21 protein-coding genes and 2 pseudogenes are annotated in these 26117 nt (G+C 65.8%); 16 read left to right on the top strand and 7 right to left on the bottom strand.

Features of this window, described 5'->3' with window-relative positions:
- Positions 1-122: 122 nt before the first annotated feature.
- The 7 genes and pseudogenes from bcsP (at position 123) to AWB72_RS12155 (ending at position 12459) form a co-directional block, all read left to right on the top strand.
- A complete protein-coding gene (bcsP, locus tag AWB72_RS12125) occupies positions 123-671 on the top strand; it encodes a cellulose biosynthesis protein BcsP (RefSeq protein WP_052449940.1) in 549 nt (182 codons plus the stop codon).
- A complete protein-coding gene (gene bcsQ / locus AWB72_RS12130; RefSeq protein WP_040051025.1) occupies positions 668-1453 on the top strand; it encodes a cellulose biosynthesis protein BcsQ in 786 nt (261 codons plus the stop codon). The genes bcsP and bcsQ overlap by 4 nt, the downstream gene beginning before the upstream one ends.
- Positions 1450-3665: pseudogene (gene bcsA, locus AWB72_RS12135) on the top strand (UDP-forming cellulose synthase catalytic subunit). The gene bcsQ and the pseudogene bcsA overlap by 4 nt, the downstream one beginning before the upstream one ends.
- The gene (gene bcsB / locus AWB72_RS12140; protein WP_040051026.1) at positions 3665-6073 is read left to right on the top strand and encodes a cellulose biosynthesis cyclic di-GMP-binding regulatory protein BcsB; all 2409 of its coding nucleotides are present in this window, start codon (positions 3665-3667) and stop codon (positions 6071-6073) included. The pseudogene bcsA and the gene bcsB overlap by 1 nt, the downstream one beginning before the upstream one ends.
- Position 6074: 1 nt before the next feature.
- Positions 6075-7217: a cellulose synthase complex periplasmic endoglucanase BcsZ gene (gene bcsZ, locus AWB72_RS12145; protein WP_040051027.1), complete on the top strand. Its 1143-nt coding sequence runs from the start codon at positions 6075-6077 to the stop codon at positions 7215-7217.
- Positions 7211-11745: pseudogene (locus tag AWB72_RS12150) on the top strand (cellulose synthase subunit BcsC-related outer membrane protein). Before bcsZ ends, AWB72_RS12150 begins: the two are co-directional and overlap by 7 nt.
- Positions 11746-11811: 66 nt before the next feature.
- Positions 11812-12459, top strand: a complete 648-nt coding sequence (locus tag AWB72_RS12155) for a phosphoribosyltransferase (RefSeq protein WP_040051028.1) — start codon at positions 11812-11814, stop codon at positions 12457-12459.
- On the opposite strand, the gene mdeB is transcribed toward AWB72_RS12155, so the two are convergent.
- Positions 12456-15170: an alpha-ketoglutarate dehydrogenase gene (gene mdeB / locus AWB72_RS12160; protein ID WP_040051029.1), complete on the bottom strand. Its 2715-nt coding sequence runs from the start codon at positions 15168-15170 to the stop codon at positions 12456-12458. The two genes, AWB72_RS12155 and mdeB, sit on opposite strands and share 4 nt — an antisense overlap.
- A 139-nt stretch (positions 15171-15309) precedes the next feature.
- Between mdeB and AWB72_RS12165 the strand changes: the two genes are divergently transcribed.
- From AWB72_RS12165 to AWB72_RS28885, 5 genes are all read left to right on the top strand, one after another.
- Positions 15310-15840, top strand: coding sequence for an Lrp/AsnC family transcriptional regulator (locus tag AWB72_RS12165; RefSeq protein ID WP_040051030.1), 531 nt, complete (start codon positions 15310-15312; stop codon positions 15838-15840).
- A gap of 412 nt (positions 15841-16252) precedes the next feature.
- The gene (locus AWB72_RS28880) at positions 16253-16426 is read left to right on the top strand and encodes a hypothetical protein (RefSeq protein WP_159459359.1); all 174 of its coding nucleotides are present in this window, start codon (positions 16253-16255) and stop codon (positions 16424-16426) included.
- A gap of 290 nt (positions 16427-16716) precedes the next feature.
- The gene (locus tag AWB72_RS12170) at positions 16717-17613 is read left to right on the top strand and encodes an ATP adenylyltransferase family protein (protein WP_040051031.1); all 897 of its coding nucleotides are present in this window, start codon (positions 16717-16719) and stop codon (positions 17611-17613) included.
- Between the two features lie 83 nt (positions 17614-17696).
- Positions 17697-18737, top strand: a complete 1041-nt coding sequence (locus AWB72_RS12175) for a S1C family serine protease (protein ID WP_040051032.1) — start codon at positions 17697-17699, stop codon at positions 18735-18737.
- 242 nt (positions 18738-18979) lie between these two features.
- On the top strand, positions 18980-19147 hold the full coding sequence (locus tag AWB72_RS28885) for a hypothetical protein (RefSeq protein ID WP_159459360.1): 168 nt from the start codon (positions 18980-18982) through the stop codon (positions 19145-19147).
- Positions 19148-19168: 21 nt separating this feature from the next.
- Here AWB72_RS28885 and AWB72_RS12180 read toward each other — a convergent pair whose 3' ends face one another.
- Positions 19169-19540, bottom strand: coding sequence for a hypothetical protein (locus AWB72_RS12180; protein WP_040051033.1), 372 nt, complete (start codon positions 19538-19540; stop codon positions 19169-19171).
- A gap of 238 nt (positions 19541-19778) precedes the next feature.
- On the opposite strand from AWB72_RS12180, the gene AWB72_RS12185 reads away from it, so the two are divergent.
- The gene (locus AWB72_RS12185; RefSeq protein ID WP_244285599.1) at positions 19779-20249 is read left to right on the top strand and encodes a hypothetical protein; all 471 of its coding nucleotides are present in this window, start codon (positions 19779-19781) and stop codon (positions 20247-20249) included.
- Between the two features lie 24 nt (positions 20250-20273).
- Here AWB72_RS12185 and AWB72_RS28500 read toward each other — a convergent pair whose 3' ends face one another.
- Positions 20274-20486, bottom strand: coding sequence for a hypothetical protein (locus AWB72_RS28500; RefSeq protein WP_143754614.1), 213 nt, complete (start codon positions 20484-20486; stop codon positions 20274-20276).
- 382 nt (positions 20487-20868) lie between these two features.
- On the opposite strand from AWB72_RS28500, the gene AWB72_RS12195 reads away from it, so the two are divergent.
- Positions 20869-21723 carry a DMT family transporter gene (locus tag AWB72_RS12195; protein ID WP_244285600.1) on the top strand — a complete coding sequence of 285 codons (855 nt, stop codon included), beginning with the start codon at positions 20869-20871 and terminating at the stop codon, positions 21721-21723.
- 17 nt (positions 21724-21740) lie between these two features.
- Here AWB72_RS12195 and AWB72_RS12200 read toward each other — a convergent pair whose 3' ends face one another.
- Together AWB72_RS12200 and AWB72_RS28505 are read right to left on the bottom strand one after the other, a co-directional pair.
- Positions 21741-22181, bottom strand: a complete 441-nt coding sequence (locus tag AWB72_RS12200; protein ID WP_244285601.1) for a helix-turn-helix domain-containing protein — start codon at positions 22179-22181, stop codon at positions 21741-21743.
- A 166-nt stretch (positions 22182-22347) separates the two neighbouring features.
- Positions 22348-22542: a hypothetical protein gene (locus tag AWB72_RS28505; RefSeq protein WP_143754615.1), complete on the bottom strand. Its 195-nt coding sequence runs from the start codon at positions 22540-22542 to the stop codon at positions 22348-22350.
- Between AWB72_RS28505 and AWB72_RS12205 the strand changes: the two genes are divergently transcribed.
- A complete protein-coding gene (locus AWB72_RS12205; RefSeq protein WP_040051038.1) occupies positions 22529-23116 on the top strand; it encodes a phasin family protein in 588 nt (195 codons plus the stop codon). The two genes, AWB72_RS28505 and AWB72_RS12205, sit on opposite strands and share 14 nt — an antisense overlap.
- 25 nt (positions 23117-23141) lie before the next feature.
- Here AWB72_RS12205 and AWB72_RS12210 read toward each other — a convergent pair whose 3' ends face one another.
- Together AWB72_RS12210 and AWB72_RS28890 are read right to left on the bottom strand one after the other, a co-directional pair.
- The gene (locus AWB72_RS12210) at positions 23142-23510 is read right to left on the bottom strand and encodes a DOPA 4,5-dioxygenase family protein (protein WP_040051066.1); all 369 of its coding nucleotides are present in this window, start codon (positions 23508-23510) and stop codon (positions 23142-23144) included.
- Between the two features lie 51 nt (positions 23511-23561).
- On the bottom strand, positions 23562-23708 hold the full coding sequence (locus AWB72_RS28890) for a hypothetical protein (RefSeq protein ID WP_159459361.1): 147 nt from the start codon (positions 23706-23708) through the stop codon (positions 23562-23564).
- A gap of 95 nt (positions 23709-23803) precedes the next feature.
- Between AWB72_RS28890 and AWB72_RS12215 the strand changes: the two genes are divergently transcribed.
- Positions 23804-26113, top strand: coding sequence for an ATP-dependent DNA helicase (locus AWB72_RS12215; RefSeq protein ID WP_040051039.1), 2310 nt, complete (start codon positions 23804-23806; stop codon positions 26111-26113).
- Positions 26114-26117 lie beyond the last annotated feature (4 nt).

The raw sequence follows: 26117 nt of genomic DNA on the forward strand, positions 1-26117 counted from the left end.
GCATCGTTTCAGGGTATGGGCCGCATCGGAAGAAGCGGCATCGACCGTTCAGGATCGGACGGCGAAAAAAGCACGCAGCACCGGCCACGGTTCAAGCAGGGCATCACGAGGATGCGGCATTCATGAATACTTCGCGCGACATCGAAAAGCTGTTCGATCATTTCGGCGGCAATGCAGGGGAATATCAGGAAATCGGGCGTGAGAACGAGGCCAGGAGCGCCCGCACGCGCTGGCCGCTGCTCGCGACGCTCGACTTCGCGCAACCGGCCATTCCGGAGATCGCGAAGCGCCACGATGCGCGCGCCGATGCGCCCGCGCCCGCGCCGCACGTCACGCAGCAGGCGACGCCCACGCCGATTCATCGCGGCAAGCCGCCGCTCTTTGCGCGCTCGCATCGCCGGACCGTTCCGCCCGTCAATGCGCCCGTGAATGCGCTTGCCGCGCTCGATTCGCTGAGCGCCGCGCGATTCTCGTCGCAGGCGGATGCCGCGCCGCGCGCGCCCGCGCCCGCGCCGCAGTCGCAGCAAACGAAGCCCGAAGCGCCTCGCGTCGATCCCGCGCCGTCGATCCTCGGCAAGCTCTTCCAGCCGGCGCCCGCCGCACCGCGCGCATCGGACGATTCCCTTCCCGCGCTATTCCACCGCTTGCGCAACGGCGGCCCACGCTCATGAAAGTCATCACGGTCGTTTCCGCGAAAGGCGGCGTCGGGAAGACGACGCTTGCCGCCAATCTCGCCTCGGTGCTCGCCGCGCGCAATCGTCGCGTGATCGTGCTCGATCTCGATCCGCAGAACGCGCTGCGCCTGCACTTCGGCATTCCGCTCGACAGCATCGACGGCATCTCGCGCGCCACGTTGAGCCACGATCCGTGGCAAACCGTGATGTTCGACGGTGTCGATGGCGTCACCGTGCTGCCCTACGGCGCGCTCGTCGAGGACGACCGGCGGCGCTTCGAAACGCTCGTGGATCGCGATCCCGCGTGGCTCGCGCAATCGCTGCATTCGCTCGCGCTCGACGCGAACGACATCGTCATCGTCGATACGCCGCCCGGCTCCTCCGTCTACACGCGCACCGCGCTGTCGGCGGCGAACTTCGCGCTCAACGTCGTGCTCGCGGACGCCGCGTCCTACGCCGCGATTCCCGGCATGGAGCGCATGGTCGATGCCTACGCCGCGCCGCGCAAGGACTTCGCCGGTCAGGGCTATGTCGTGAATCAGGTCGATCAGTCGCGCCAGTTGAGCAAGGACGTGCTGAAAGTGCTGCGCGACATGCTCGGCGCGAAGCTCTTTCCGGGCGTGATCCATCAGGACGAAGGCATCGCGGAAGCGCTCGCGTGCGACACGACGCTCATCCACTACGATCCGCTCTCGCAAGCCACCGCCGATTTGCGCGCGTGCGGCGACTGGCTGCTCGCCGCCATCGATTCGATCGCCGCTTCGAGGAACGTCGCATGAGTTCGGCGAAGATTCCATCGCAGGAAACGGAGGTGAGCGTCGCGACGTCGCGGCTGGAACGCATCGTCGATGCGCGTATTTGGAGCAGCCGGATCGTCGTGGCGCTCATGACGCTGTTCGCCGCGTTCGCGCTGTACTTCGTCGTCACGGTGCCGCTCGCGTTCGGTCAGCAGCTCGCGTTCGCGACCCTCTGCTTCGTCTGCGCGCTCGGCTTTCGTCGCCTGCAAGGCCAGTACGTGACGCTCGTGATGATCATGCTTTCGGTGACGGCCTCGGGCCGCTACATGTTCTGGCGGCTCACGGAAACGACGTACTGGGAGCGTCCGCTCGACGCCGCGTGGGGCCTGCTGCTCGTCGCCGCCGAAGTCTATGCGACGCTCGTGCTGATGCTCGGCTACTTCCAGACCGCGTGGCCGCTCAAGCGCAAGCCGCTGCCCTTGCCTGCCGACCGCAACGCGTGGCCGACCGTCGACGTCTTCATTCCGACGTACAACGAGCCGCTCTCCGTCGTGAAGCCGACGATCTACGCGGCGCTCGCGCTCGATTATCCGAAGGACAAGCTCGCCATCCACGTCCTCGACGACGGCCGCCGTCCCGACTTCAAGACGTTTTGCGAGGAAGTCGGCGTCAACTGGACGATCCGCACGCACAATCGCCACGCGAAGGCGGGCAACATCAACGAGGCGCTGAAGATCACGAAAGGCGAATACCTCGCCATTTTCGATTGCGATCACATCCCGACGCGCTCCTTCCTGCAAATCTGCCTCGGCTGGTTTCTGCGCGACAAGCTGCTTTCGATGCTGCAAACGCCGCATCATTTCTTCTCGCCCGATCCGTTCGAACGCAATCTCGGCACGTTCCGCAAGGTGCCGAACGAAGGCGAGCTGTTCTACGGACTCGTGCAGGACGGCAACGATCTCTGGAACGCGACGTTCTTCTGCGGCTCGTGCGCGGTGCTGCGGCGTTCGATGGTCGAGGAGATCGGCGGAATCGCGGTGGAAACGGTCACGGAGGACGCGCATACGGCGCTCAAGCTGCATCGGCTCGGCTATACGACCGCGTATCTCGCGATACCGCAAGCCGCCGGACTCGCGACGGAAAGCCTCTCCGGTCACATCGGACAGCGCATTCGATGGGCGCGCGGCATGACGCAGATCTTTCGCATCGACAATCCGCTCACGGCAAGGGCCTGAAGCTCGGGCAAAGGCTGTGTTACCTGAACGGCATGCTGCACTTCTTCTATGGCGTGCCGCGTCTCGTGTTTCTCACCGCGCCGCTCTCTTATCTGTTCTTCGGCGCGCACGTGATCGAAGCGGCGGCGAGCACCATCGCCATTTTCGCGCTGCCGCACATGATGCACGCGAGCATCACCAATTCGCGAATGCAGCGCAGCTTCCGCCACTCGTTCTGGGCCGAAGTGTATGAGTCGGTGCTGGCGTCGTACATCACCGCGCCGACGCTGCTCGCCGTCATCAACCCGAAGCTCGGCAAGTTCAACGTGACGGCCAAGGGCGGACAGATTGCGAAGGACTACTTCGACTGGTCCATCTCGCGGCCGTATCTCTTCCTGCTGTTGCTGAATCTGCTCGGGTTCATCGCGGGCGTGGTGCATATCGGCATGAACTGGCACGTGCGCAGCGAAGTGCAGACGACCGCGCTCAACCTGTGCTGGACCGTCTACAACATGCTGATCCTGGGCGCGTCGGTGGCGGCGGCGAGCGAGCGCCGGCAGGTCCGCACGACGCATCGCGTGAGCATGACGATGCCCGTCATGCTCAAGTTTCCGACGGGGCGCACGCTCGCGTGCGAGACCATCGACTATTCGGAAGGCGGCGTCGGCGTGAAGCTGCCGAACGGCATTCAGGTGCCGATGCACGAGCGCGTCACCGTGTCGCTGTTTCGCGGCGACGAGGAATACGCGTTTCCCGCGACCGTCGGTTTCAGCGAGCCGGGGCGCGTCGGCTTGCGCTTTCTGCAACTCACGCGCGAGCAGGAATACGACTTTGTCAAGACGACGTTCGCGCGCGCGGATGCCTGGACAGGCTGGTCCGAGGGCCGTCTCGCGGATACGCCGCTGCGCGGCCTGTCGCATGTGCTGCTGGTCGGCACGCGCGGCATCGCCGGGCTTTTCGAGCATCTGTACAGCGACCTTCGGAGCGGGATGAGCAAAAGCCCCGTCGATGCAAACAAGCTGACAACCAAAGATCAATGATGGGCAAAGGATCATCGAGGCCGCGCTCTCGCGGCGAGGGAAAGCGCGCGCGGCGTTTCGGCGCGTTGATGTTATCGATCGCGCTGGCCGCGCCGCTCGCGTCGATGGCAACGGCGAAGGCCGATACGCCAGTGAGTCCCGCCGTCGTCTATAACCCGGGCACGATTGCGCAGCCCGCGCTCGCCGTGCCGGTTCCCGCGTTCTCCGGCAAGCCTGCGACGCCGCTCACCTCGCGCATGCCGACCACCGCCGATCCCGGCACGCTCGTGCCCGGCGGACGGCGGCAGACGCTGACGTTCGCCGACTACGGCGCGCTCGATCCGCTGCAACTGCGCGGCACGGACGGCCAGAACGGCATCGCGTTTTCGGTGCGCGGCGACGAAGTCGTGACCGGCGCGGTGCTGCATCTGATCTACAGCTATTCACCGTCGCTCTTGCCGTCCATCTCGCAACTGAAGGTGCTCGTCAACGGCGAAGTGGCCGCGACGCTGCCGGTGCCGCGCGAGCAGGCGGGCACGCTCGTGGCGCGCGACGTGGCCATCGATCCGCGCTTCATCACCGAGTTCAATCACCTGAACGTGCAGTTGATCGGCCATTACACGCAGCAGTGCGAAGACCCGTCGAATTCGACGCTCTGGGCGACCGTCAGCAACGCGAGTTCGCTCGATCTCACGTATGCGTCGATTGCGAGCAAGCCCGATCTCGCCGCGCTGCCGCAGCCGTTTTTCGATCGCCGCGACGTGCGCCGTCTCGAACTGCCGTTCGTGTTCGCGGGCAAGCCGAGCCCGGGCGAACTGGAGGCGGCGGGCATGGTGGCGTCGTATTTCGGCTCGCTCGCGGGTTATCGCGGCGCGCTCTTTCCGGCGCAGACGGACGCCGTGCCGCTCGCGGGCAACGCGGTCGTGTTCGCGCTCTCCGATGCGAAGCTCGCGGGCGTCGAGATTCCGCCCGTGTCCGGTCCGACGATCGCGGTCGTCGAACGCGGCGCCGCCGCGCGCGGCCGCCTGCTCCTCGTGCTGGGACGCGACGACAACGAGCTGAAGATCGCTGCGAAGGCGCTCGGCATCGGGCAGAACACGCTGTCGGGCGCGAGCGCGACCATCACGCAGTTCAGCGAACTTCAGCCGCGCCGCCCGTACGACGCGCCGAACTGGCTGCGCACCGACCGCCCCGTGCGCTTCGGCGAGCTGGCCGAAGCGCGCGATTTGACCGCGAACGGCTACGACGCCGACGCCGTGCGCGTGAACCTGCGCGTGCCGCCCGATCTCTTCATGTGGCAGACGATGGGCGTGCCGATCGATCTCGCGTATCGCTACACGGTGCGGCCCGCGCCGGATCGCTCGTCGCTCAACATCAGCGTGAACAACGGCTTCGTGCAATCGCTGCGCATTCCGGCGGCATCCGCGTCCACGTTCGATCTCGCGCATTACTTCAGCCGCGTGCTGCCGGACGGAACCGCCGCCGCGCGCCACGATATCTATCTGCCGCCGCTTCTGATCACGCCGCGCGCGCAATTGCGCCTGCACTTTTATTACGACATCCCGAAGACCGGCGAATGTCAGGGCCGTGTGCTCGATAACGTCGTCGGCGCGATCGATCCGAATTCGACCATCGACCTCTCCGGTTTCCCGCATTACATGGCGCTGCCCGATCTGGCCGCGTTCGCCAACGGCGGCTTTCCGTTCACGCGCATGGCGGACCTGTCGCAGACGGCGGTCGTGCTGCCGAACGATCCGAATTCCGCCGACTACAGCCTGTATTTGCTGGAGATGGGCCGCATGGGCGCATCGACGGGTTATCCGGTGATGGGCGTGACCGTGACGAGCGCAAACGATGTCGACCGCTTCGCCGACAAGGATCTCTTGATTCTCGGCGCGCCGGGCCGTCAGCCGCTTTTGCAGCGCTTCGCCAAGCACATGCCGTTTTCCGGCGACGGCGACGCGCGTACCTTCCAGCTAAGCGACGTGGCGTTCAGGGTCGTCGACTGGTGGCACGGCGAGCAAGGGCCGGAGCGCTCGCCCGCGCGCGCGGATTTGTCGCTCGTGAGCGCGAACGGCGATGCGCTCCTGACCGGCTTCGAATCGCCGCTCAAGAGCGGGCGCAGCGCGGTGGCGCTCATCAGCGCGGCGGGGCAATCGGACGCGGACTTGTCCGCCGCGCTGCTCGACAACGACCTGTTGCCGTCCATCCAGGGCGCAATGGCCGTGATCCACGGCCGCACGGTCACGGTGACATCGAACGGCGAGGCGTACTACGTCGGCCATCTTTCGCCGATGCATTACATGCGCTGGGCGCTGTCGGCGCATCCGCTGTTGCTCGTGTTTTCCGCGGTGATCGCCGCGCTGATCATCGCCGCCCTGTTCTACCGTGCGCTGCGCTCGCTCGCGGCGCGGCGTCTGAAGGATTGACATGCGTGAGCTTATCGACAAACTCGTGGCCGTCGCGGTCCTCGGGCTTCCCGCGCTCGCCGCACAGGCCGCGCCGTCCTGCGACTGGCCGGCGTATCGCCAGTTCATCGAGCGCGCGGTTCAGGCCGATGGCCGCGTGATCGACCGTTCCACCGACGCGCAGCAGACCACATCGGAAGGCCAGTCCTACGGCATGTTCTTCGCGCTCGTCGCGAACGACCGCGCGAGTTTCGATCGCATGCTCGGCTGGACGCGCGCGAATCTCGCCGCCAATCAGTTCGATGCCAACGACGCGCGGCTGCCCGCCTGGCAATGGGGCCGCAAGCCGGACGGCTCGTTCGGCGTGATGGACGCGAACCCGGCATCCGACGCCGATTTGTGGTTCGCCTACGACCTGCTGCAAGCCGGGCGGCTATGGAACGATCCCGCCTACACGCGGCTCGGGCGCGCGCTGGCGGCGCAGATCGCGAAGCAGGAGATCGTCGATCTGCCGGGCTCGGGGCCGATGCTGCTGCCCGGTCCGCAAGGATTTCGCGCGAACGGCGTGACGCGGCTGAATCCGAGCTATCTGCCGTTGCCGGTGCTGCGCGCGCTTGCGCACGAGATGCCCGATGGCCCGTGGACGAAGCTCGCGCAGAACGCCGCGCGGCTCGTCAAGGTCACGTCACCGCGCGGCTATGCGCCCGACTGGGCCGCTTACCGCGACGGCCAGTTCGTCGTCGATCCGAAATCCGGCGACACCGGCAGCTACGACGCGATCCGCGTCTATCTGTGGGCCGGCGTGGCATCGAGCGCCGATCCGCTCGCGCGGCCGTGGATCGACGCGCTCTCCGGCATGCAGAAGAGCGTCGCGCAAACGGGTTTCGCGCCGGAGAAAGTCGCCGCGACGACCGGCGCGGCAAGCGGCGAAGGCCCGCTGTCGTACTGGGGCGCGCTCGCGCCGTACTTCAAGGCGCTGAACGACGAGCGCGCGCTCGGCCTCGCACGCGCGCATCTCGACGCGCTCGGCGCGCCGCCCGGCGCGCGCCGCGAGCCGGTCTACTACGACCGCGTGCTCGGACTTTTCGGCGGCGGCTTCATCGACGGGCGATACCGCTTCGACGAATCCGGCCGCCTCGTGCCGAACTGGAGAAGCGCATGCTGATGCGCACGCGACAACGCATCATCGCGACGATGCTCTGTGCCGCGCCCGCGATCGTTCTCGCGCAGGCGAGCGCTGATCCGCTCAACGTGCTCATCGACCAGGGCAAGTACTGGCAGGCGCACAAGCGCGGCGACCTCGCGGAGCAGGCGTGGCAGAAAGTGCTGCGCATCGACCCGAAGCAGCCCGATGCGCTCTTCGGCATGGGCATGGTGCTCGCGGATCGCAAGGACGGCAGCGGCGCGCAGCAATACCTCGCGCAATTGCGGCAGGTCGCGCCGAACTATCCGGGCATCGACGAACTCGGGCGGCGGCTCGGCGAAGCGAGTCCGCGCGATCAGACCGTCAACGACGCGCGCCGTCTCGCGCAAAGCGGACAGAGCGCGTCGGCGGTGCAGGAATACCGGCGCGCGATCGACGGCAAGCCCGCGACACCAGAACTCCAGCTCGAGTATTACCAGGCGCTCGCCGCGACGCCGCAGGGCTGGGACGAAGCGCGCCGCGGCCCGACCAGCTCGCGCGCCAGAACGCCGACGATCCGCGCTACGCGCTCGCCTACGCGCAGCATTTAACGTATCGCGATACGACGCGGCGCGACGGCATCACGCGTCTCGCGAAGCTCGCGGGCGACGGCAGCGTCGGCGCGCAGGCGAAGAAAAGCTGGCGGCAGGCGCTGTTGTGGCTGGGCGCGCGGGCATCGGATGCGCCGCTGTTTCAGGCGTACTTGCAGACCGCGCCCGACGACGCCGCCGTCAAGGCCCGCTTCGACGCGATGGTCCAGCAGGACAAGACCGCCCGCGAGCGCGCGCAGGCGGACGCAGCCGTCGATGCGCGCGGCCGCGCCGTCGCCGATGGCTTCGCGGCGCTGGATCGCGGCGATCTCGTCGCGGCGCAGGCGCGCTTTTCGGCGGTGCTCGCGGCGAATCCGAACGACGCGGACGCGCTCGGCGGCCTGGGCGTCGTCGCGCTGAAGCAGGAGCGGTTTGCGGAGGCGCGCACGTATCTGGAACGCGCATCGCGTGCGGGCAACGCCGCGCGCTGGAAGGACGCGCTCACGAGCGCAACGTACTGGACCTATACGAGCGATGCCATCGGCGCGCGCAGCAACGGCGAAATCGCGAAGGCGAAGGCGCTGTTCGAACGCGCGATCGCCGTGAATCCGGCCGATGTCACCGCGCAGACGCAGCTCGGCGACATGCTGCTCGGCAATGGCGATGCGCGCGGCGCGGAAGCGGCGTTTCGCATGGCGCTGCGCCGTCAGGCCGACAATCCCGATGCGATTCGCGGGCTCGTCGGCGCGCTGGCCGCGCAAGGACGCGGCGACGAGGCGCTCGCGTTCGCGAACCGACTGAACGCGGAGCAGCAGGCGAAAGCGGGCGGCATCGACAAGTTGCGCGGCGAGGCGCAGGCCGCGCAGGCGCGCGCGGCCGAAGCGCGCGGCGATCTCGGCGCGGCGCGCAGTCTTTTCGAGGACGCGCTGCTCAACATCCCCGACGATCCGTGGCTGCGTCTCGATCTCGCGCGCATCTACGTGCGGCAAGGCGCGGTCGGCAACGCGCGCAGCATGATGGACGGCCTCGTCGCGACGCATCCCGACATGACCGATGCGCTCTACGCGAGCGCGCTGCTCGCCGCCGAAACGCAGGACTGGTCGGCGGGGCTCGCGCAACTGGAACGCGTGGCGGCGGCGCAGCGCACGGCCGCGATGACGGCGTTGCAGCATCGCCTGTGGGTGCAGCAGCAGGCCGAACTCGCGACCCGTGCGGCGAGCGCGGGCCAGCGCGCGCAAGCAATAGCAATTCTGCAGCGCGCCGAGCCGGTCGCGGCGGGCAACGCGGAACTGATGGGCGCGGTGGCGTCGGCGTATGTGAAGGCGGGGGATGCGTCGCGCGGACTCGCGCTGGTGCGCGGCGCGATCGCCCGTGCGCCGAACGACACGGGCCTGCTGCTGCAATACGCCGGCATTCTCTCGTCGACGCAGCAAACCGCCGAACTCGGCGCGGTCATGCGCCGCCTTCAGTCGATGCCGCTCACCACGCAGCAGCGCGCCGACTTCAACGATCTGAACGTGGGCATCGTGATCGCGCAGGCGGATGCGGTGCGCACGCGCGGCGATCTCGCGGGCGCTTACGACGTGATCGCGCCGTGGCTCGCCGCGATGCCCGACAGCGCGGACCTTCAAGCGGCGCTGGGGCGCATGTACGCATCGGCGGGCGATGACCGCAACGCGCTCGCGTGCTATCGCGCGGCGCTTGCGCGTCGTCCGGACGATGCCGCGTTGCAAAGCGCGGTGATATCGGCGGCGACGGGCGTGCGCGACTTCCGGCTCGCGGAATCGCTCGCGCAGCAGGCGATGGCCGCATCGCCGAACGATCCCGGACTGCTCGCCGCAATCGGACGGATGTATCGCGCACAAGGCAAGCTCGATCTCGCCGCGCAGTTCCTTCAGCGGTCGCTCGTCGCGGCGAATTCGCCTGTGGTCGCCGGAGCGGGACGCAACGGCAACGTGCCGCGCGACTGGCAGGCCGCGATGAATCGTATCGGCTCGACGCCGCTTCCCGGGACCAATCCGTTCGAAGGCAAGACGGCGGTCGGGGCGGCGGCGTCGGGGAATTCGCAGGTCAATTTCAATTCGTCTTATTCGACTCCCGTGCCGACTTATCTGCCGCCTCCACAGCCTGCGCCTTCCGCGCCCTATTCCGCGCCTTATTCCGCGCCTGCCGTTTCGCCTCGTGCTGGCGGCAGTGGAGGGTACGGGCCGGATTCGTATGGGTCCGCGCAATCGGGCGGGCCGCGTGCGGTGGCGATGCGCGGCGGTGCTACTGGACCGGATGCTTATCGCTCCGCGCAATCGGGTGCGATGCCGACAGCAGCAAGCGGCGGTTATGAATCCGACATCTACGGCTCCGCGCAATCCGGTGCGGCGCTACAGCCGTATCCAGGGCAGGAAGCGGACGCTTATCCGGCAAACGGCAATCAGCCGTATGCGCAGCCGGACCCCTACGCCACTTCGCCCTGGCCGATGTCCCCCGCCGCGCGCGATGCGCAATCGGGAAGCAATGCAACGCCTTCGACGGGCAAGCGAGCGGCATCGCGCAAGGCGGCAGCAGCGCCGGCATACGGCGGCCAGCAGCCGGCGTATCAACAACCGTATCAGCCCTATCAACCGTATCCGCAACAGTACGCCCAGCGACCTTACGCCCAGCAGCCCTACATCCCGCAGCCGCCCGCCGGATACGCGCAGCCGTACTACCCCGCGCAAGCCCAACGCGCCGCGTCCGCCGCCACGATGACCGCCGGCGGCATGCCCGCGCCCGCCGCGCCCGCCAGCGGCATCGCGAACTCGCAGACTGCGGGCGTCGCCGAAGAACTCGCGGCGATCAACCGCGAGCAGGCCAGCACGATCTCGGGCGGCGTCACGTTCCGCAGTCGCGATGGCGAAGACGGCCTGTCGAACCTGACCGATATCGAAGCGCCCATCGAAGGCCGCATCAAGGCGGGCAACGGACACGTGATCGTGCGCGCGACGCCCGTCACGCTCGACGCCGGCACCGCGAGCAGCACGCCGCAAACTTTGTTGCGCTTCGGATCGGGCAACGGCGCGCTCTCGACGCCGCCCGTCAACAATTACGGGTCGCAGACCGCGACGGGCGTCGGTCTCTCGGTCGGCTATGAGAATCGCCACTTCAAGGGCGATATCGGCACGACGCCGCTCGGCTTTCGCGAGACGAACGTCGTCGGCGGCGTGCAATATCAGAACGCGATCAGCGACAAGGTGTCGTATTCGATCGCCGTCGCGCGCCGCGCCGTCACCGACAGCCTGCTCTCCTACGCCGGCGCACGCGATGCCGGCGCGGGCCTCGAATGGGGCGGCGTGACATCGAGCGGCGGCCGCGCGGACCTCGGCTGGGACGACGGCACGAGCGGCGTCTACGTCAACGCGGCGTTCCAGTATCTCGACGGCCGGCATGTCGCGTCGAACACCGCCGAGAAAGGCGGCGGCGGCGTCTACACGCGCATCCTCAAGGACGCGGACCAGACGCTGACGGTCGGCGCGAACACGACGCTCATGCACTACAGCAAGAACCTGTCGTACTTCACGTACGGGCAAGGCGGCTACTTCAGCCCGCAGCAGTACGTGATCCTCAATTTCCCGGTCGAATACATGGGACGCGCCGGGCTTTTCACCTACGATGTAAAGGGATCGGTGGGCGTGCAGCATTATCGCGAGGACGCGTCGGCGATGTTCCCGGCCGGCGTGCCCGACTCCGTCGCCGTGCCGGACGCGAGCGCGCTGGCTTATCCGGGCCAGAGCAAGACCGGCGTGTCGTATTCGCTCAGCGCGACCGGCGAATATCAGCTCGCGCCGCAGTTGACGTTCGGCGCGACGGCGTCGTTCGGAAACGCGTATCAGTATCGCGATTGGCTGGCGGCGGTGTACGTGCGATACAGCTTCAACCGGCAGGGCAACGTGCAGCCGCTGTTCCCGCCGCAAGCGTTCAGCTCGCCGTATCTTTCGTTGTCGAATTAATGGACGAAGTGATCGGCGAGGATTGCGCGATGCCCGCGCGGGCATCGCTCATACCGAGGACAACCCATGACCTCGACCTTCATCGACCGGCGCGACGCGGGCCGCGAACTCGCCGCGCTGCTTTCGGCTTACGCCGAGCGTGACGACGTCATCGTGCTCGGCCTGCCGCGCGGCGGCGTGCCGGTCGCGTTCGAAGTCGCGAGCGCGCTCGATGCCGCGCTCGACGTCCTCGTGGTCCGCAAGCTCGGCGTTCCGTGGCAGCCGGAACTGGCGATGGGCGCCATCGCGTCCGGCAACGCGTTCTATCTCGACGAGCGCATCGTCGACTATGCGGGCGTGTCGAAGACCGCGCTCGATGAAGTCATCGCGAACGAGCGCGCCGAGCTGCAACGGCGCGAGACGCTGTATCGCGGATCACGTCCGCCGCTCGACGTTGCACGCAAAGTGGCGATCATCGTCGATGACGGCATGGCGACCGGCGCCACGATGAAAGCGGCCGCCATCTCGCTGCGCAGAGCCCACGCGCCGCCCGCGTCGATCGTCGCGGCCGTGCCGGTTGCGCCGCTGGATTCGGAAGCGCGCGTGGCGGGCGTCGTCGACGAATTCGTGTGCGTGCTGCGGCCGTATCAGTACCTGGGCGTCGGCCAGTTCTATCTCGACTTCGACCAGACGAGCGACGACGAAGTGCGCGCCCTGCTGAGCCAGCGGCATTAACGCGTCCAGGGCGCGTCGCGTTCCGCGTGATCGCGAGCGTACTTGGCGCGCGCATCGGCGAGCAACGCGCGCGGGATCGCGCCGTCGTCCGCGAGCGCCTTCAGCGCCGCCAGCACGATCGCCACGCGATCCACTTCGAAGAACGCGCGCAACGACTGCCGCGTGTCGCTGCGGCCGAAGCCATCGGTGCCGAGCGTCACGTAACGGCGCGGCACGTACGCGCGAATCAGCTCGGGCACGGCGCGCACATAGTCGGTCGCGGCGATCACCGGTCCGCGCGATCCTTCCAGGGCCTGCGTCACGTACGGCGTGCCGGAATCGTCGGCTAAGCGCGAGAGCCGCTCGCACGCCGCGCCATCGCGATGCAGCTCCGTGTAGCTCGTCACGCTCCACACGGCGGCGTCGATGTTCCAGTCGGCTTTCAGCATCGCGCGCGCGGCGATCGCTTCGTTCATGATCGCGCCGGAGCCGAGCAATTGCACTTGCGCGGCGGGCGCGGCGGCATCGTCCTGAATGCGATAGATGCCGCGCAGAATGCCTTCGCGCGTGGACGCGTCGAGCGTCTTGCCGGGCGCGGACGGCTGCGCGTAATTCTCGTTGCCGACGGTGATGTAGTAGAAGACGTCTTCCTGCCGCTGCATCATCGCCTGCATGCCTTCATCGACGATAGCCGCCACTTCGTACGCGAACGCGGGGTCATACGCGCGGCAGTTCGGAATGGTCGATGCCGTCAGGTGGCTCGTGCCGTCCTGATGCTGCAAACCTTCGCCGCCGAGCGTCGTGCGCCCCGCCGTCGCGCCGATCAGAAAGCCGCGCGAACGCTGGTCCGCCGCCGCGAAAATCAAATCGCCGATGCGCTGGAAGCCGAACATCGAGTAATAGATGTAGAAGGGCAGCATCGGCAGGTCGTGGACGCTGTACGACGTCGCCGCCGCGATCCACGATGAAATCGCGCCCGCCTCCGAAATGCCCTCCTCCAGAATCTGCCCGCGCGTGTCCTCGCGGTAGTAGAGCATCGAACCCATGTCCTCCGGCTCGTACAGCTGGCCGAGCGGCGAATAGATGCCGACCTGCCGGAAGAGATTCGCCATGCCGAACGTGCGCGCCTCGTCCGCGACCACGGGCACGATGCGCTGCCCGAGCGTCGCGTCCTTCATGAGGCTGCCGAGCATGCGCACGAACGCCATCGTCGTGGACATTTCCTTGCCGGCCGTGTCGATGGCGAACTGCGCCCACGTTTCGAGCGCAGGCGGCACGAGCGATTGCGACGCACGCGCCCGCCGCCGCGGCAGATAACCGCCCAGCGCCGCGCGCCGTTCGCGCAGATAGCGCATTTCGGGGGCGTCGTCGGCGGGCTTGTAGAACTTCAGTTGCTCGACGTCGGCGTCCGAAAGCGGCAAACGGAAGCGGTCGCGGAAGGCTTTCAGGTCGTCGAGATCGAGCTTCTTTTGCTGATGCGTCGTCATGCGGCCCTGGCCCACGGTGCCCATGCCGAAGCCCTTCATCGTCTTGGCGAGGATCACGGTCGGATGGCCCTTGTGCGCCAGCGCCTTCGCGTAGGCCGCGTGCAGCTTGCGCACGTCGTGGCCACCGCGCCGCAAGCGGTCGATGTCTTCGTCCGACATATGCGCGACGAGCGCCGCCAGTTCGGGATTCTGGCCGAAGAAGCGCTCGCGGTTGTAGCGGCCGTCGTTGGCGGAAAAGGTCTGGAACTGGCCGTCGACGGTATGGGCGAACGCGCGCAGGAGCGCGCCCGTGCGATCGCGGGCGAAAAGCGCATCCCAGTCCGATCCCCACAGCACCTTGATGACGTTCCATCCCGCGCCGGTGAACTGCGCTTCGAGTTCATCGACGATGCGGCCGTTGCTGCGCACCGGGCCGTCCAGCCGCTGCAGGTTGCAGTTGATGACGAACACGAGATTGTCGAGCCGCTCCCGCGACGCCAGCGAGAGCGCGCCGATCGATTCCGGCTCGTCCATTTCGCCATCGCCGAAGAAGCCCCAGACCTTGCGCCCTTCGGTCTGCTTCAGCCCGCGATTCTGCAAATAGCGCATGAAGCGCGCTTGATAGATCGAATTGATCGGACCGATGCCCATCGATCCGGTCGGAAACTGCCAGAAGTCCGGCATCAGCCACGGATGCGGATAGGAGCACAGCCCCGGCCCCGCGATTTCGCGCCGATAGTGGCGCAAGTGGTCTTCGTCGAGAAAGCTTTCGAGAAACGCGCGCGCATACACGCCCGGCGACGAGTGCGGCTGGAAGTAGACGAGATCGCCGCCGTGGTCGTCGCCGGCGGCGCGAAAGAAGTGATTGAAGCCGACTTCGAACAGGTCCGCCGCCGACGCGTAACTCGCGATATGGCCGCCCAGCTCGCCATAGGCGCGGTTGGCGCGCACGACCATCGCGAGCGCGTTCCAGCGCAGGACGGCCGCGAGTTTCTCTTCGATATCGAGGTTGCCGGGATACGGCGGCTGATTCCCGACGGCGATGGTGTTCGCGTAAGGCGTCGCCCGCGCCCGCGCCGATTCGACGCCCACCGACAGCGCATGCTCCGCGAGCCGGTCGAACAGATACTGCGCGCGCTCCTTGCCCACGTGCGCGACGACCGCGTCGAGCGCCTCCAGCCATTCGGCGGTTTCGCCGGGGTCCGTGTCCTCACGGCCTCGCGCGAGAGAAAGAAGCTGGCTGGTCCCGCTCGACAAATCCGTCATGGCACGACTCCGCATATGGGCTGAAATGCTTTCAAGCATATCCAGTTCTCGACAAAATATGCGTCTGATTTGTCGGCCGCCGCACTTTGCGATAGTGTGTTTATTCTGCGAAAACGTCCAAAACCGGAATCTTTACACTATGAGCTCGCAAGCCAGGCAGCGCCTTGATCGCATCGATATCGGCATCCTCAACCAGTTGCAGCAGAACGCGCGCATCACGAATGCGGAGCTGGCGCGCGCCGTGAATCTGTCGCCGACGCCGTGTTTCAATCGCGTGCGCGCGCTGGAAAAAGCTGGGCTTTTCCGGCAGCACGTGACGCTGCTGAGCCCGGAAGCGCTGGGCTTGAGCATCAACGTGTTCATTCAGGTGAGTCTGGAAAAGCAGATCGAGGACGCGCTGGCCCGCTTCGAGCAGGCAATCAGCGAGCGTCCGGAGGTCATGGAGTGCTATCTGATGACGGGCGATGCCGACTATCTGTTGCGCGTCGTGCTGCCCGACGTGGCCGCGCTGGAGCGTTTCATTCTGGAACGGCTCACGAAGATGCCGGGGGTATCGAATATCCGTTCGAGCTTTGCGCTCAAGCAGGTGCGATATAAGACCGCGTTGCCGCTGCCGGCTTCGGGATTGACGCTGCCCAATCTGAAGGACGATGAAACGGACTGGACGTGAGGCTTTCGGAAAGCCAAAGGCCTCCGAAAACCGGAGGCCTTTGACTGGTCAGTCGCGCTCTCAATTCAGAGAGCGGCGGTCTTAACCGCCGGCGGAAATGTTGATTTCCACCGTAGTGTTCGACGAAGACGTACTCGACGCCTTGGCGGTGCCACCAGCGATGTTTGCCTGCACGAGAGCGGCGCGATCGATCTTTTGCATTTGAAAACCTCTTGGTTGAAGTAACGAACGGGAATGCGAACGCTCGAAGCGAGCGTCTGCGTGGCTTAAGCCGTGATGGTGACGCTCACGTTGGTGGTCGACGTGGACGTGCTCGACGCCTTGGCGGTGCCACCAGCGATGTTTGCCTGAACGAGTGCGGCGCGATCGATTTTTTGCATTTCAGTGCCTCCAAAGGAAAGGATCAAGAACGATGTACTGCCAGCCCGAATCTCAGGACGGGGGAGGAACGGCACCGCCACCGCCACCACTAGACGTGATCGAGATGCTGACATTCGTGGTCGACGACGAGGAACTCGACGCCTTTGCCGAACCGCCCGCGACGTTCGAAAGAGCCAGAGCGGCGCGATCGATCTTTTGCATGTGAAACCTCTTCATTGAACAAAGTAGCAATGGCGCGAATATGCCATCGACACGTTCAGCCGATTCAACGTTACATAGCCATCCTAATCGATGACACTTGGCCGAATGACGGAACGGAAAGAAGTCTATCGAAGGGCAACTGGAAAGCACATGCCGAAAAATCTGAACTATTAGTGACGAAACGCAACTATAGGCGGCGCGCTCCAATGTGCGCTTTCAACGCAAAGCCCGGCGCTGCGTCGTCCGCGTTTAGATAGCAAAATGAGGCCTCTCGGCAACTTTCGCTCACCGCCCATGACCTCTCCTTCGCACCCGCGCGCTCCTTCGTGGCAGCGCATCGTCGAGCAGACGGAACACGCCCTCGCGTGCGGCGCGCTGCGCTCGTTCGATACCGTGCCGCATTTCATCGACGATCACGGCGTGCGTTTTCTCGTGCGCCAGGCGGCGAATCTCGCGCGCAAGGAAGAAGCCGCGAAGCTCGCGGCCAAATCCGCCGCCGATGCCGCCAGCGAATGGCGCGATCCGTTTTCGCCGTGCGAGGAAGCGCTGCGCGTCGGCGATATCGGCGAGCGGCACTTTCTGCTGCTCAACAAGTTCAACGTGCTCGCGCATCACCTGCTCATCGTGACGACGGACTTCGAGCCGCAAGCCGCCCTGCTCGATGCCGGCGATTTCGCCGCGCTCCTCGCCTGCCTGCGCGAGATCGACGGCCTCGGCTTCTACAACGGCGGAAGCGTCGCGGGATCGAGCCAGCCGCATAAACATCTGCAGATGGTGCCGCTGCCGCTCGACGGCCATCCGTTGCCGATCGAGCCGCTCATCGAAGCCGCCCGCGACGCCGCGCCTTTCCGCGTGCCGCAGTTCACGTTCGCGCACGCGGCGGCGTGGCTCGGCGATACATCGTCGATCGGCGCGGCCGATGCGCTCGGCACGTATCGCCGGCTGCTGGACGCAATCGGTATCGAACCGTTCGATGTCGCCGGGGCCGCGCATCAGTCCGCGCCGTACAACCTGCTCGTCACCCGCCGGTGGATGCTCGCCGTGCCGCGCACCGCGTCCGACGTGGAAGGCGTCGCGATCAATGCGCTCGGTTTCGCGGGATCGCTCTTCGTGCGCGACGACGCGCAGCGCCGCATCGCCGAAACGCTCGGGCCGATGACGCTGCTCGCACGCGCATCGCGCCCGGCCTGAGACGTCGTGCGGGCGGGCCGGCGGCCATCTTGAAAAGCCCTGCGGCGGCCCGCATGTCGGCTCTCACACATTCGGAGTCCGACATGGGAAGCCGTCCTCGATTCATCGACGATCTTGCGCGCGGCTCGCAAGACGCCGCGTCATCCGAGCCGCAGCCGCAGCCGCTCGATGACACCGCCCTGCTCGATGCCTATTCGCGCACCGTGATCGGCGCGCTGGAACGCGTGCAGCAAGCGGTCGTGTTCATCTCGGTGGAACGCGAACTCGCCGATGCGCGCGGTGCGCGGTGCCCGTCCGGCGGCACCGGCTCGGGCTTCATCTTCACGCCCGACGGCTATCTGCTGACCAATAGCCACGTGGTTCACGGCGCGACGCGCATCACCGTGACGCTCGCGGATGGCGCGCGCTTTCACGCCGATCTCGTCGGCGACGATCCCGGCAGCGATCTCGCGGTGCTGCGCATCGGATCGCCGGAGCCGCTGCCGCACGTCGAACTGGGCGATTCGGGCAGCCTGCGCGTCGGCCAGATCGCGATCGCGGTCGGCAATCCGCTCGGGCTCGCGCAGACGGTCACGACGGGCGTCGTGTCGGCGCTCGGCCGCTCGCTGCGATCCAACTCGGGCCGCATGATCTACGACGTCATTCAGACCGATGCCGCGCTCAATCCCGGCAACTCGGGCGGCCCGCTCATCAATTCGGCGGGACAGGTGATCGGCGTCAACACGGCGATCATCTCGGGCGCGCAGGCCATTTCCTTCGCCACCGCGATCGATACGGCGAAGTGGGTCATCATGCAGATCTTCGCTTACGGCCGCGTGCGGCGCGCGTATATCGGCGTGGCGGGCACGACCGCGCCGGTCTCGCGGCGCGTGCAGCGTTTCTTCGGACTCGCGGTATCGAGCGCGGTGCACGTGATGGAAGTCGTCAAGGGAAGTCCCGCTGCGGCAGGTGGACTGCGCGCGGGCGACCGGATCGTGGCGGTGGACGGCGTCGATGTCGATACCGTCGATGGCCTGCAGCGCGCGCTCGATGCGTCGCGGATCGATCGCGCGGTGAAGGTCGCGGTGCTGCGCGGATCGCAGATGCTGGATATTGAAGTGACGCCGGTCGAACAGACGGGATAACGGTCGCCCTGCTAGCGCCCCGCGCCTTTCATCGCAACTATAAAACGGGCGCGCGGGCATCAGGCCCACGCTTTGCGCTGTGATCGATGTTCTGGTGACTATGTGCGCTAGCAGCCGGTCCAGATTTCACCGATCCGGCTTAATGGCAGGAGCAGCAGGCGCACGAGCGGGTCACCGTTCGGCCGTCCTGCCCTACGGGGAAGGTCCCACGGTCCATTGAGAACCAAGCACAAGGGATTGCCATGACCAAGCACAAGACCACTCTTTCGATGCCGCGCCGCCAGGGGTTCCGCTGCAGCGGCCAACAACTCGACGCCATCATGCGATTCGCCGAAGAGCGCAAGCTCGACGAACAGCCGCTGCAATGGGTCGTCGCTCAGTACTGCCGTGCACGCGCCAAAGCCGCCTGATTCGCGGCCCCGCGTTTCGTGTCAGCGACCTGACAGCACGCGCTGTTTCAGTACCCAGATGGCCGTCGGCACGGCGTAATAAGCGCTCACGTTGCCGGTGACGAGTTTGCCGGTGAGCTGGACGCGCGCGTCGTCCGGAGGTTCGGCATCGACGATCTGCACCGCCGATACGTTCGACTGCGTTCCCGCCGTCGCCCCCGCGATGCAGATGGGACTCGACAGCGACAGCACCCAGGCAGGCTTCGCAGCCGCGTCGGCCTGGCGCGCAGCCTGACGCACGACCTTGCCTTCGAGCATGACGATATCGCCGTCGCTGTAGCACGGCGCAGCCCGTGCCGCATTCGCGCCTGCCAGTCCGAGCAGCAACATCCACGCGTACGCTTTCGCCGTCATTCGAGCCTCGCGAAGCGCGCGCCGGAGCGGAACGCGCCGTAGTCTGAAAATAGCCCACCCACTTTAGGCGATTGCTCCTAGGGTCGCAACCCGGACAAATTCCCGCGTTTCCTTTCAAACCGCGCGTGCGGGAATGGCCGTTGCTTTCTCTTCTTACTAATCCCACACCGCGCACGTGCTGCGAGTGCCGCGCCGTTCGATCTCAACGCGACGCGATGCCCGCATGCGACGATAGCGCATGAAACGCGGATCGGAGGCGACCATGAATCAGGCGACCAATCAGGTGATAGTGGGCGTATTCGCGTCCTATCGAGATGGACACGAAGCGTTGCGCGCATTGCAACTCGCGGGACTTTCCCGCGACGATGCACACCTTTACCGGACCGCGCCCGGCAATATCGACTTCGACGCTTTCCCGCTGCCTTCGCACGAAGAAGACGAAGCCGAGTATGTGGCGCATGGCGAACATCAGGGCGTGATCGGCGCGCATAACCGTTTCGTCGCGCGCGATCCGCAGCCGCAGCGCCCGGTTACGCCGGTCCAACACGACGACGCCGTCAGACAGCGGACGCTGCTCGTCATCAGGATCACCGACGATATCAAGCCCGGCGCGATCGGCGACATGCTGCACGAACACGGCGCGATAGCCGTGAAAGATCCGGCGGGCCATTGGCGCTTCTCGCCGTTCAGGAACACCGCGCGAATATAGATGGCGGTCGACGCATCGCCGCCTTCAATGCATCCGCCGATGCGCACGCTCGACGCACGAAGCATCGTTCGCGGCGGATTCGTCCGTATCGGCTTGTTCGCATTCCGGCGCTTCGTCGGCTTCTTCTTTCGCGCGCTGCATTGCTTCCTGCGTCGACGCCGCGCGCAAGGCACGGCATTGCGCGGCGTGCCGCCACGCCGCCAGTAGCCGAACGACTTCACGTGGTCTCGTTCGCATCATCGCCTCCCGGCGGTAGCGGTTGAGAAACTACTTTAAGTCTAGGCGGCAAATGGCCGTTGGCAAAGCACGACATGCGCATAATCGACTCGCACGTTCACCTTATCACCAGCGCTTCACGATCGTTCGTCTTCACGCGTGCGAGCGGTTTTGAACGAACCGTCTAGTACATTTTCTGCATCGTGACCCACGCGCAACAGCGTTGAAAAGAACTTACTGCCGCCTTGCCAGTCGCCGCCGATGTCCGCAGAATGCAAGCAACGGCTTAAAACAGCCGTTAATTCATTCATGGAAGCGAACGGGCGGGCACTCGATGGCAACCTTAGACGGCAAGGCGCGATTTCACGTTGGTACCGATAACACCGGCGCCGGAATCGCGATCATGATTGTGACCACCGCCGCCTTCGCCGCCAGCGATTCCACCGTGAAGCTCATCGGCGCGGCGGTGCCGATCGTCGCGTTGCTGTGGGTGCGCTACCTCTTCCAGATGATCGTGCTCGGCGTCTGGCAGGCACGGCGCGGCGCGCTCGGGCTCTTCAAGACCGGCAGCGTAAAGCTGCAAATCGTCCGCGCGCTGCTCCTGCTGACGAATTCCGCCTGCACGTTCGCCGCACTGCGCTATCTGCCGCTACCCGTCACCACATCGCTTGCCATGCTCGCGCCGCTCATTTCGACGCTGCTCGCCGCGCTCGTGCTCAAGGATCACGTGCCACGCAGTAAATGGGCGATGGTCGTGCTGGGTTTCATCGGCATGATTCTGGTGGTGCGGCCCGGCGGCAGCGGCTTCACATGGACCGTGATCTTTCCGATTGCCTCCGCGACCACGTTCGCGTGCTTTCAGGTGGTGTCGAGTCACCTGTCGCGCGTCGACGATGCGATCACGACGAACTTCCTCACCGCGCTCGTCGCGACGGCCGTGCTGTGCGTGCTCGTGTGGGCGGACCAGGCGCAACTGTTGCCCGAGCTTGCGCGCGTGAGCGCCGGAAGCTGGATGCTCGTCGCGTTCATGGCGACGATGGCCACAGGCGGCCAGTTGATGATGCTTCAGGCATTACGGCGCGCGCCGCTGTCCGTGCTGACGCCCTTCTCTTACGCGCAGCTCGCGTTCGCGTCGTGCTTCAGCTGGCTGCTGTTCGGACAGGCGCCGGACCAGTGGATGACCATCGGCATGTGCGTGATCGCGGCAAGCGGCATCGGCACCGTGTTGATGCACGGCCGCAAGCCGGTCGGGGCGTGATCCTGCCGAGAAAGGTTTTAGCGCGATGCCTGCGCCGCCTGAGCTTGCGCCTGACCCGTGCAGAGCCAGTGCACATCGACGTCGAGCGCCTTCGCGATACGGTTGAACGCATGAAGCGGCGGCACCGTGATGCCGCGCCGCCAGAACTGCACATCGTGCTCGCTGACGTCGACCCACTTGGCCGCTTTGGCGGAACTGACGTTCGCGCGCTGCATCGCCCGGTCTAGCCGTGCGGCCATGGCGCGCCGCAGGGAGTTGTCATCGTGACTACGTTCAAGGTGTCCAATGGTTTGTGTATATCGGCCCATCTGCTTCAACTCTCTCGATTTGTATATTTGCCGTTCAACGCCGGCTTGAATTGGCGCGATGGAATCGTACGGGTCGGTAATGACGAGGCAGTGACAACCTTCCGGCCCAGTCGATTCTCTTTCGCTTGTTGCAGTGCGAGATTTTTTCAAGATACGTGCCTGAGCGCAACTGGGGAAAGGCCGTATGGGACCCTATCCGGCCTAAGCGTTTACCCGCTGCAAACGTAAAATCCTTCTGCGACAACCACTTAAGCGAACGTTCGTTTGAGGCACGTGAGTTGTTGTATCGGCAAAATGAATGATCGTTCAGTTTGTTTCATTCGTCTTCAAGCTTCGACTTCCGGTTTTCCGTAAAGCCGCGTGATTCATCGCGGATTAACTTCGGAACAAAAGCAGCGACAAGAAAACGCGGATTGACACACGCCCGACTTTCTCTAAGAATCAATTCCTCGCTGCGCTGCAAAAATCCACCGCTTGTTAATTGAGAGGCACTACAAATGGAATCGATCACGAGCAGTCTTGCGCCGGAAAATCTACTTGCATCGCAAAAGGCGGGGCTGGATGTCACCTTTGGTCTTGCGTCGCGCGTGGTCGAGGGCTTCGAAAAATTAGTCGATTTGAACGTGCGCACCGTCCGGACAGCGCTCGCCGAGCATCAGGATTACGTGACCAAGAGTTTCTCCGTGCGCGATCCGCAGCAATTCTTCGCGCTCCAGAACGCCCAGCTTCAGGCGAGCGCGCAGCGCACGCAGGCCTACTGGCAGCAAGTCATCGAATTGGCGACGGGCGTGCGCGGCGTGTACCTGGAGGCGGCGCAGGATCAGATCGAGAAGTCGCAACGCAACGTTCAGGCGTTCGTCGATAGCATCGCGAGCGGTGCGCCGGGCAGCGACGCGGTCGTATCGGCGTGGAAATCCGCCATCGATGCAGCCACGCAATCCGCGAACTCCGCGTATGAAGCCGCGCGCACGGCGGCGCGTCAGGTGGTCGAAGCCGCGCAGGGCGACGCCGCCAGCGCCGCGAGCGCGGCCACGCCGCCTGCGGTGCGCGTCGTATCGACGAAGGCTGCGGGCGCCAAGAAGTAAATCGCCGGGCGGACGGCGGTCCGCCCTACTTTTGAAAAACCGTCAGCACGAGCTCATGCGAACGGCCGATCCACACGGCCGAATCGCGATGATCGCGCAAGTCGTCGCCCGTGTTGGGATGCATGAAAACGTCCAGCGCGCGGTGATGGACGGCCAGCCATTCGAGCATCGGCGTGAGACGCTCGCTTTCGAACGCCAACTGAAACGACCACTGCGGATGCGGCCCGACCGGCCGCTCATGAAAACGCCCGAGCCGCAGCGCGCCGCTCTGGATGTCGCTCGCGAAGCGTTCCTCGATGACCTGCCTGAACTGCCAAGCCGCGTCGCGGCTCGCGGCGTCGAAATAAACATGCGCGTGCCAGCTCGAGATCGGGGGCGTGTGGGACGTTTGCATCGTTCCATCCATGAGCGGCGTTGAGACACCGCCCATTCTAGCGAAACGCGCCTAATACGACCCGCCGCCGCTTCCACTTCCACTCGACGACCGGCTCGACGACGCCCCGCCGCCATCGGTCTGACACCCGGCGAGCGACACAGTGGATAGTCCCGCGAGCAACGCGACCATCACCGCGACGAATCTTGCGAGCTTCATGGCATTTCTCCGGTTGATGACGACGGCCAAGCGCGGCGCCGTACTCACTAAACGCGCCGCCGGGCCGCGATATTCCGCATGCTAGACTACTGTACATGCGTACAGTCCCCGAGCCCGCCTACACTGTCGCCGTGCGCGCGCTGTGCGAGTTCACCGCGAAGCAAGGCGATCTCGACCTCCGCTTCACCCCCACGCCGACCGCGCAGGAAGGCATGGCCGGCCACGTCACGGTGACCGGCCGGCGTCCTGCCGGGTATCTGAAGGAAATCGCGCTGTCGGAAGACTACGGTCCCTTGCGCGTGCGCGGACGCGCCGACGGCTACGATCCGGCATCGAACCGGCTCGAGGAAATCAAGACGCATCGGGGGAAGCTGGAATCGATGCCGCAGAATCATCGGCATCTGCATTGGGCGCAGGCGCGCGTCTACGGTCATCTGATGTGCCGCAAGCTAGGGCTCGCGCAAATCGAGATCGCGCTCGTTTATTTCGATATCGCCGAGCAAACGGAAAGCGTGCTTGTCGAAACGCAGTCGGCCGAAGCGCTGAAAGAACATTTCGATGCGCAATGCCAGCGGTTCATCGCGTGGGCCGAGCAGGAGCTGCAGCACCGCGCGGCCCGCGATGCGTCCCTCACCGCGCTCGCCTTCCCGCACGCGACATTCCGCCCCGGCCAGCGCGCGCTCGCGGAGGGCGTGTACCGCGCGGCCATGTCCGGGCGATGCCTCGTCGCCGAAGCGCCCACGGGCATCGGCAAGACGGTCGGCACGCTCTTTCCGCTGCTGAAGGCGTGGCCCGCGCAGCAGCTCGACAAGATCTTCTTTCTGACCGCGAAAAGCGCGGGCCGGCAACTCGCGCTCGATGCGCTGACGACGCTCGGCGCGTCCGCGCAACGGCCGCTGCGCGTCGTCGAACTGGTGGCGCGCGACAAGGCGTGCGAATACCCGGACCGCTCGTGTCATGGCGACTCCTGCCCGCTCGCACGCGGCTTCTACGACCGCCTGCCCGCCGCGCGCGCCGCCGCGCTGGAACGGGCGCAGTTGCATCGGGCGTCGATCGCGGAGGTCGCGCGCGAGCACGCCGTCTGTCCGTACTATCTGAGCCAGGAGCTTTCGCGCTGGGGCGACGTGATCGTCGGCGACTACAACTACTACTTCGATACGAGCGCCATGCTGTTCGCGCTCGCGGAGGCGAATCGCTGGCGCGTGGCCGTGCTCGTCGACGAGGCGCACAACCTCGTCGAACGCGCGCGCGGCATGTACTCCGCGACGCTCGATCAAACCGCGTTCAACATCATGCGCCGCAGCGCGCCCGCGGCGTTCAAGCGCACGCTCGCGCGCCTCGCGCGTGCGTTCGGCGAAACGAGCCGCGATCAGAAGGCGGCGGGCATCGAGTACGCCGCGCACGAAGAACTGCCCGCGAAACTGCTGAGCGCGCTGGGCCAGGCGGTGTCGGAGATGACGGAAACGCTCGCGGAACAGCCGGATGTCTTCACGCCCGACGTCCTGCGCTTCTATTTCGATGCCGTGCATTTCACGCGCATCGCGGAGCGCTTCGGCCCGCACTCCATTTTCGACATCACGCTCTCCGCGAAGGGCAACGCCGCGTTCTGCCTGCGCAACGTGATTCCCGCGCCGCATCTCGCGCCGCGCCTCGCCCGCGCGCATAGCGTCGCGCTCTTCTCCGCGACGCTCACGCCCGCGCACTTCTACGCCGACACGCTCGGCCTTCCGGCGACGACCGTGCGCATCGACGTCGAATCGCCGTTCAGCGCGGATCAGCTCGACGTGCGCGCCATCGCCGATGTATCGACGCGCTTTCGCGATCGCGAGCGTTCGGTGGATCGCATCGCCGACATGATCGCGGCGCAATATCGGCGCTCGGAGGGCAACTATCTGAGCTTCTTCAGCAGCTTCGACTATCTCGCGCAAGTGGCGCAGGCGCTGGCCGAACGGCATCCGTCGATTCCATGCTGGCAGCAATCCCGCGCGATGAGCGAGTCCGCGCAGCAGGCGTTCCTCGCGCGCTTCGAGCCGGACGGACGCGGCATCGGCTTCGCGGTGCTGGGCGGCGCGTTCGGCGAGGCAATCGACTTGCCGGGCACGCGGCTCATCGGCGCGTTCGTCGCCACGCTCGGGCTGCCGCAACTGAACCCCGTCAACGAGCAGATGAAAACGCGCATGCACGACGCGTTCGGCGAAGGCTATGCGTACACGTATCTGTTTCCCGGCTTGCAGAAGGTCGTGCAGGCGGCCGGGCGCGTGATTCGCGGGCCGCAAGATCGCGGCGTGCTGTATCTGATCGACGACCGCTTCGCACGCGGCGAAGTGCGGCGGCTATTGCCGGCGTGGTGGCAAGTCAAGGTCGTGCGCGAGAAGGAAGCGGCGGGCACTGTGCTTGCTCAGTGAGGGC

Origin of the sequence: Caballeronia concitans (genome assembly GCF_001544615.1) — a bacterium.
Classification (GTDB): Bacteria; Pseudomonadota; Gammaproteobacteria; order Burkholderiales; family Burkholderiaceae; genus Caballeronia; species Caballeronia concitans.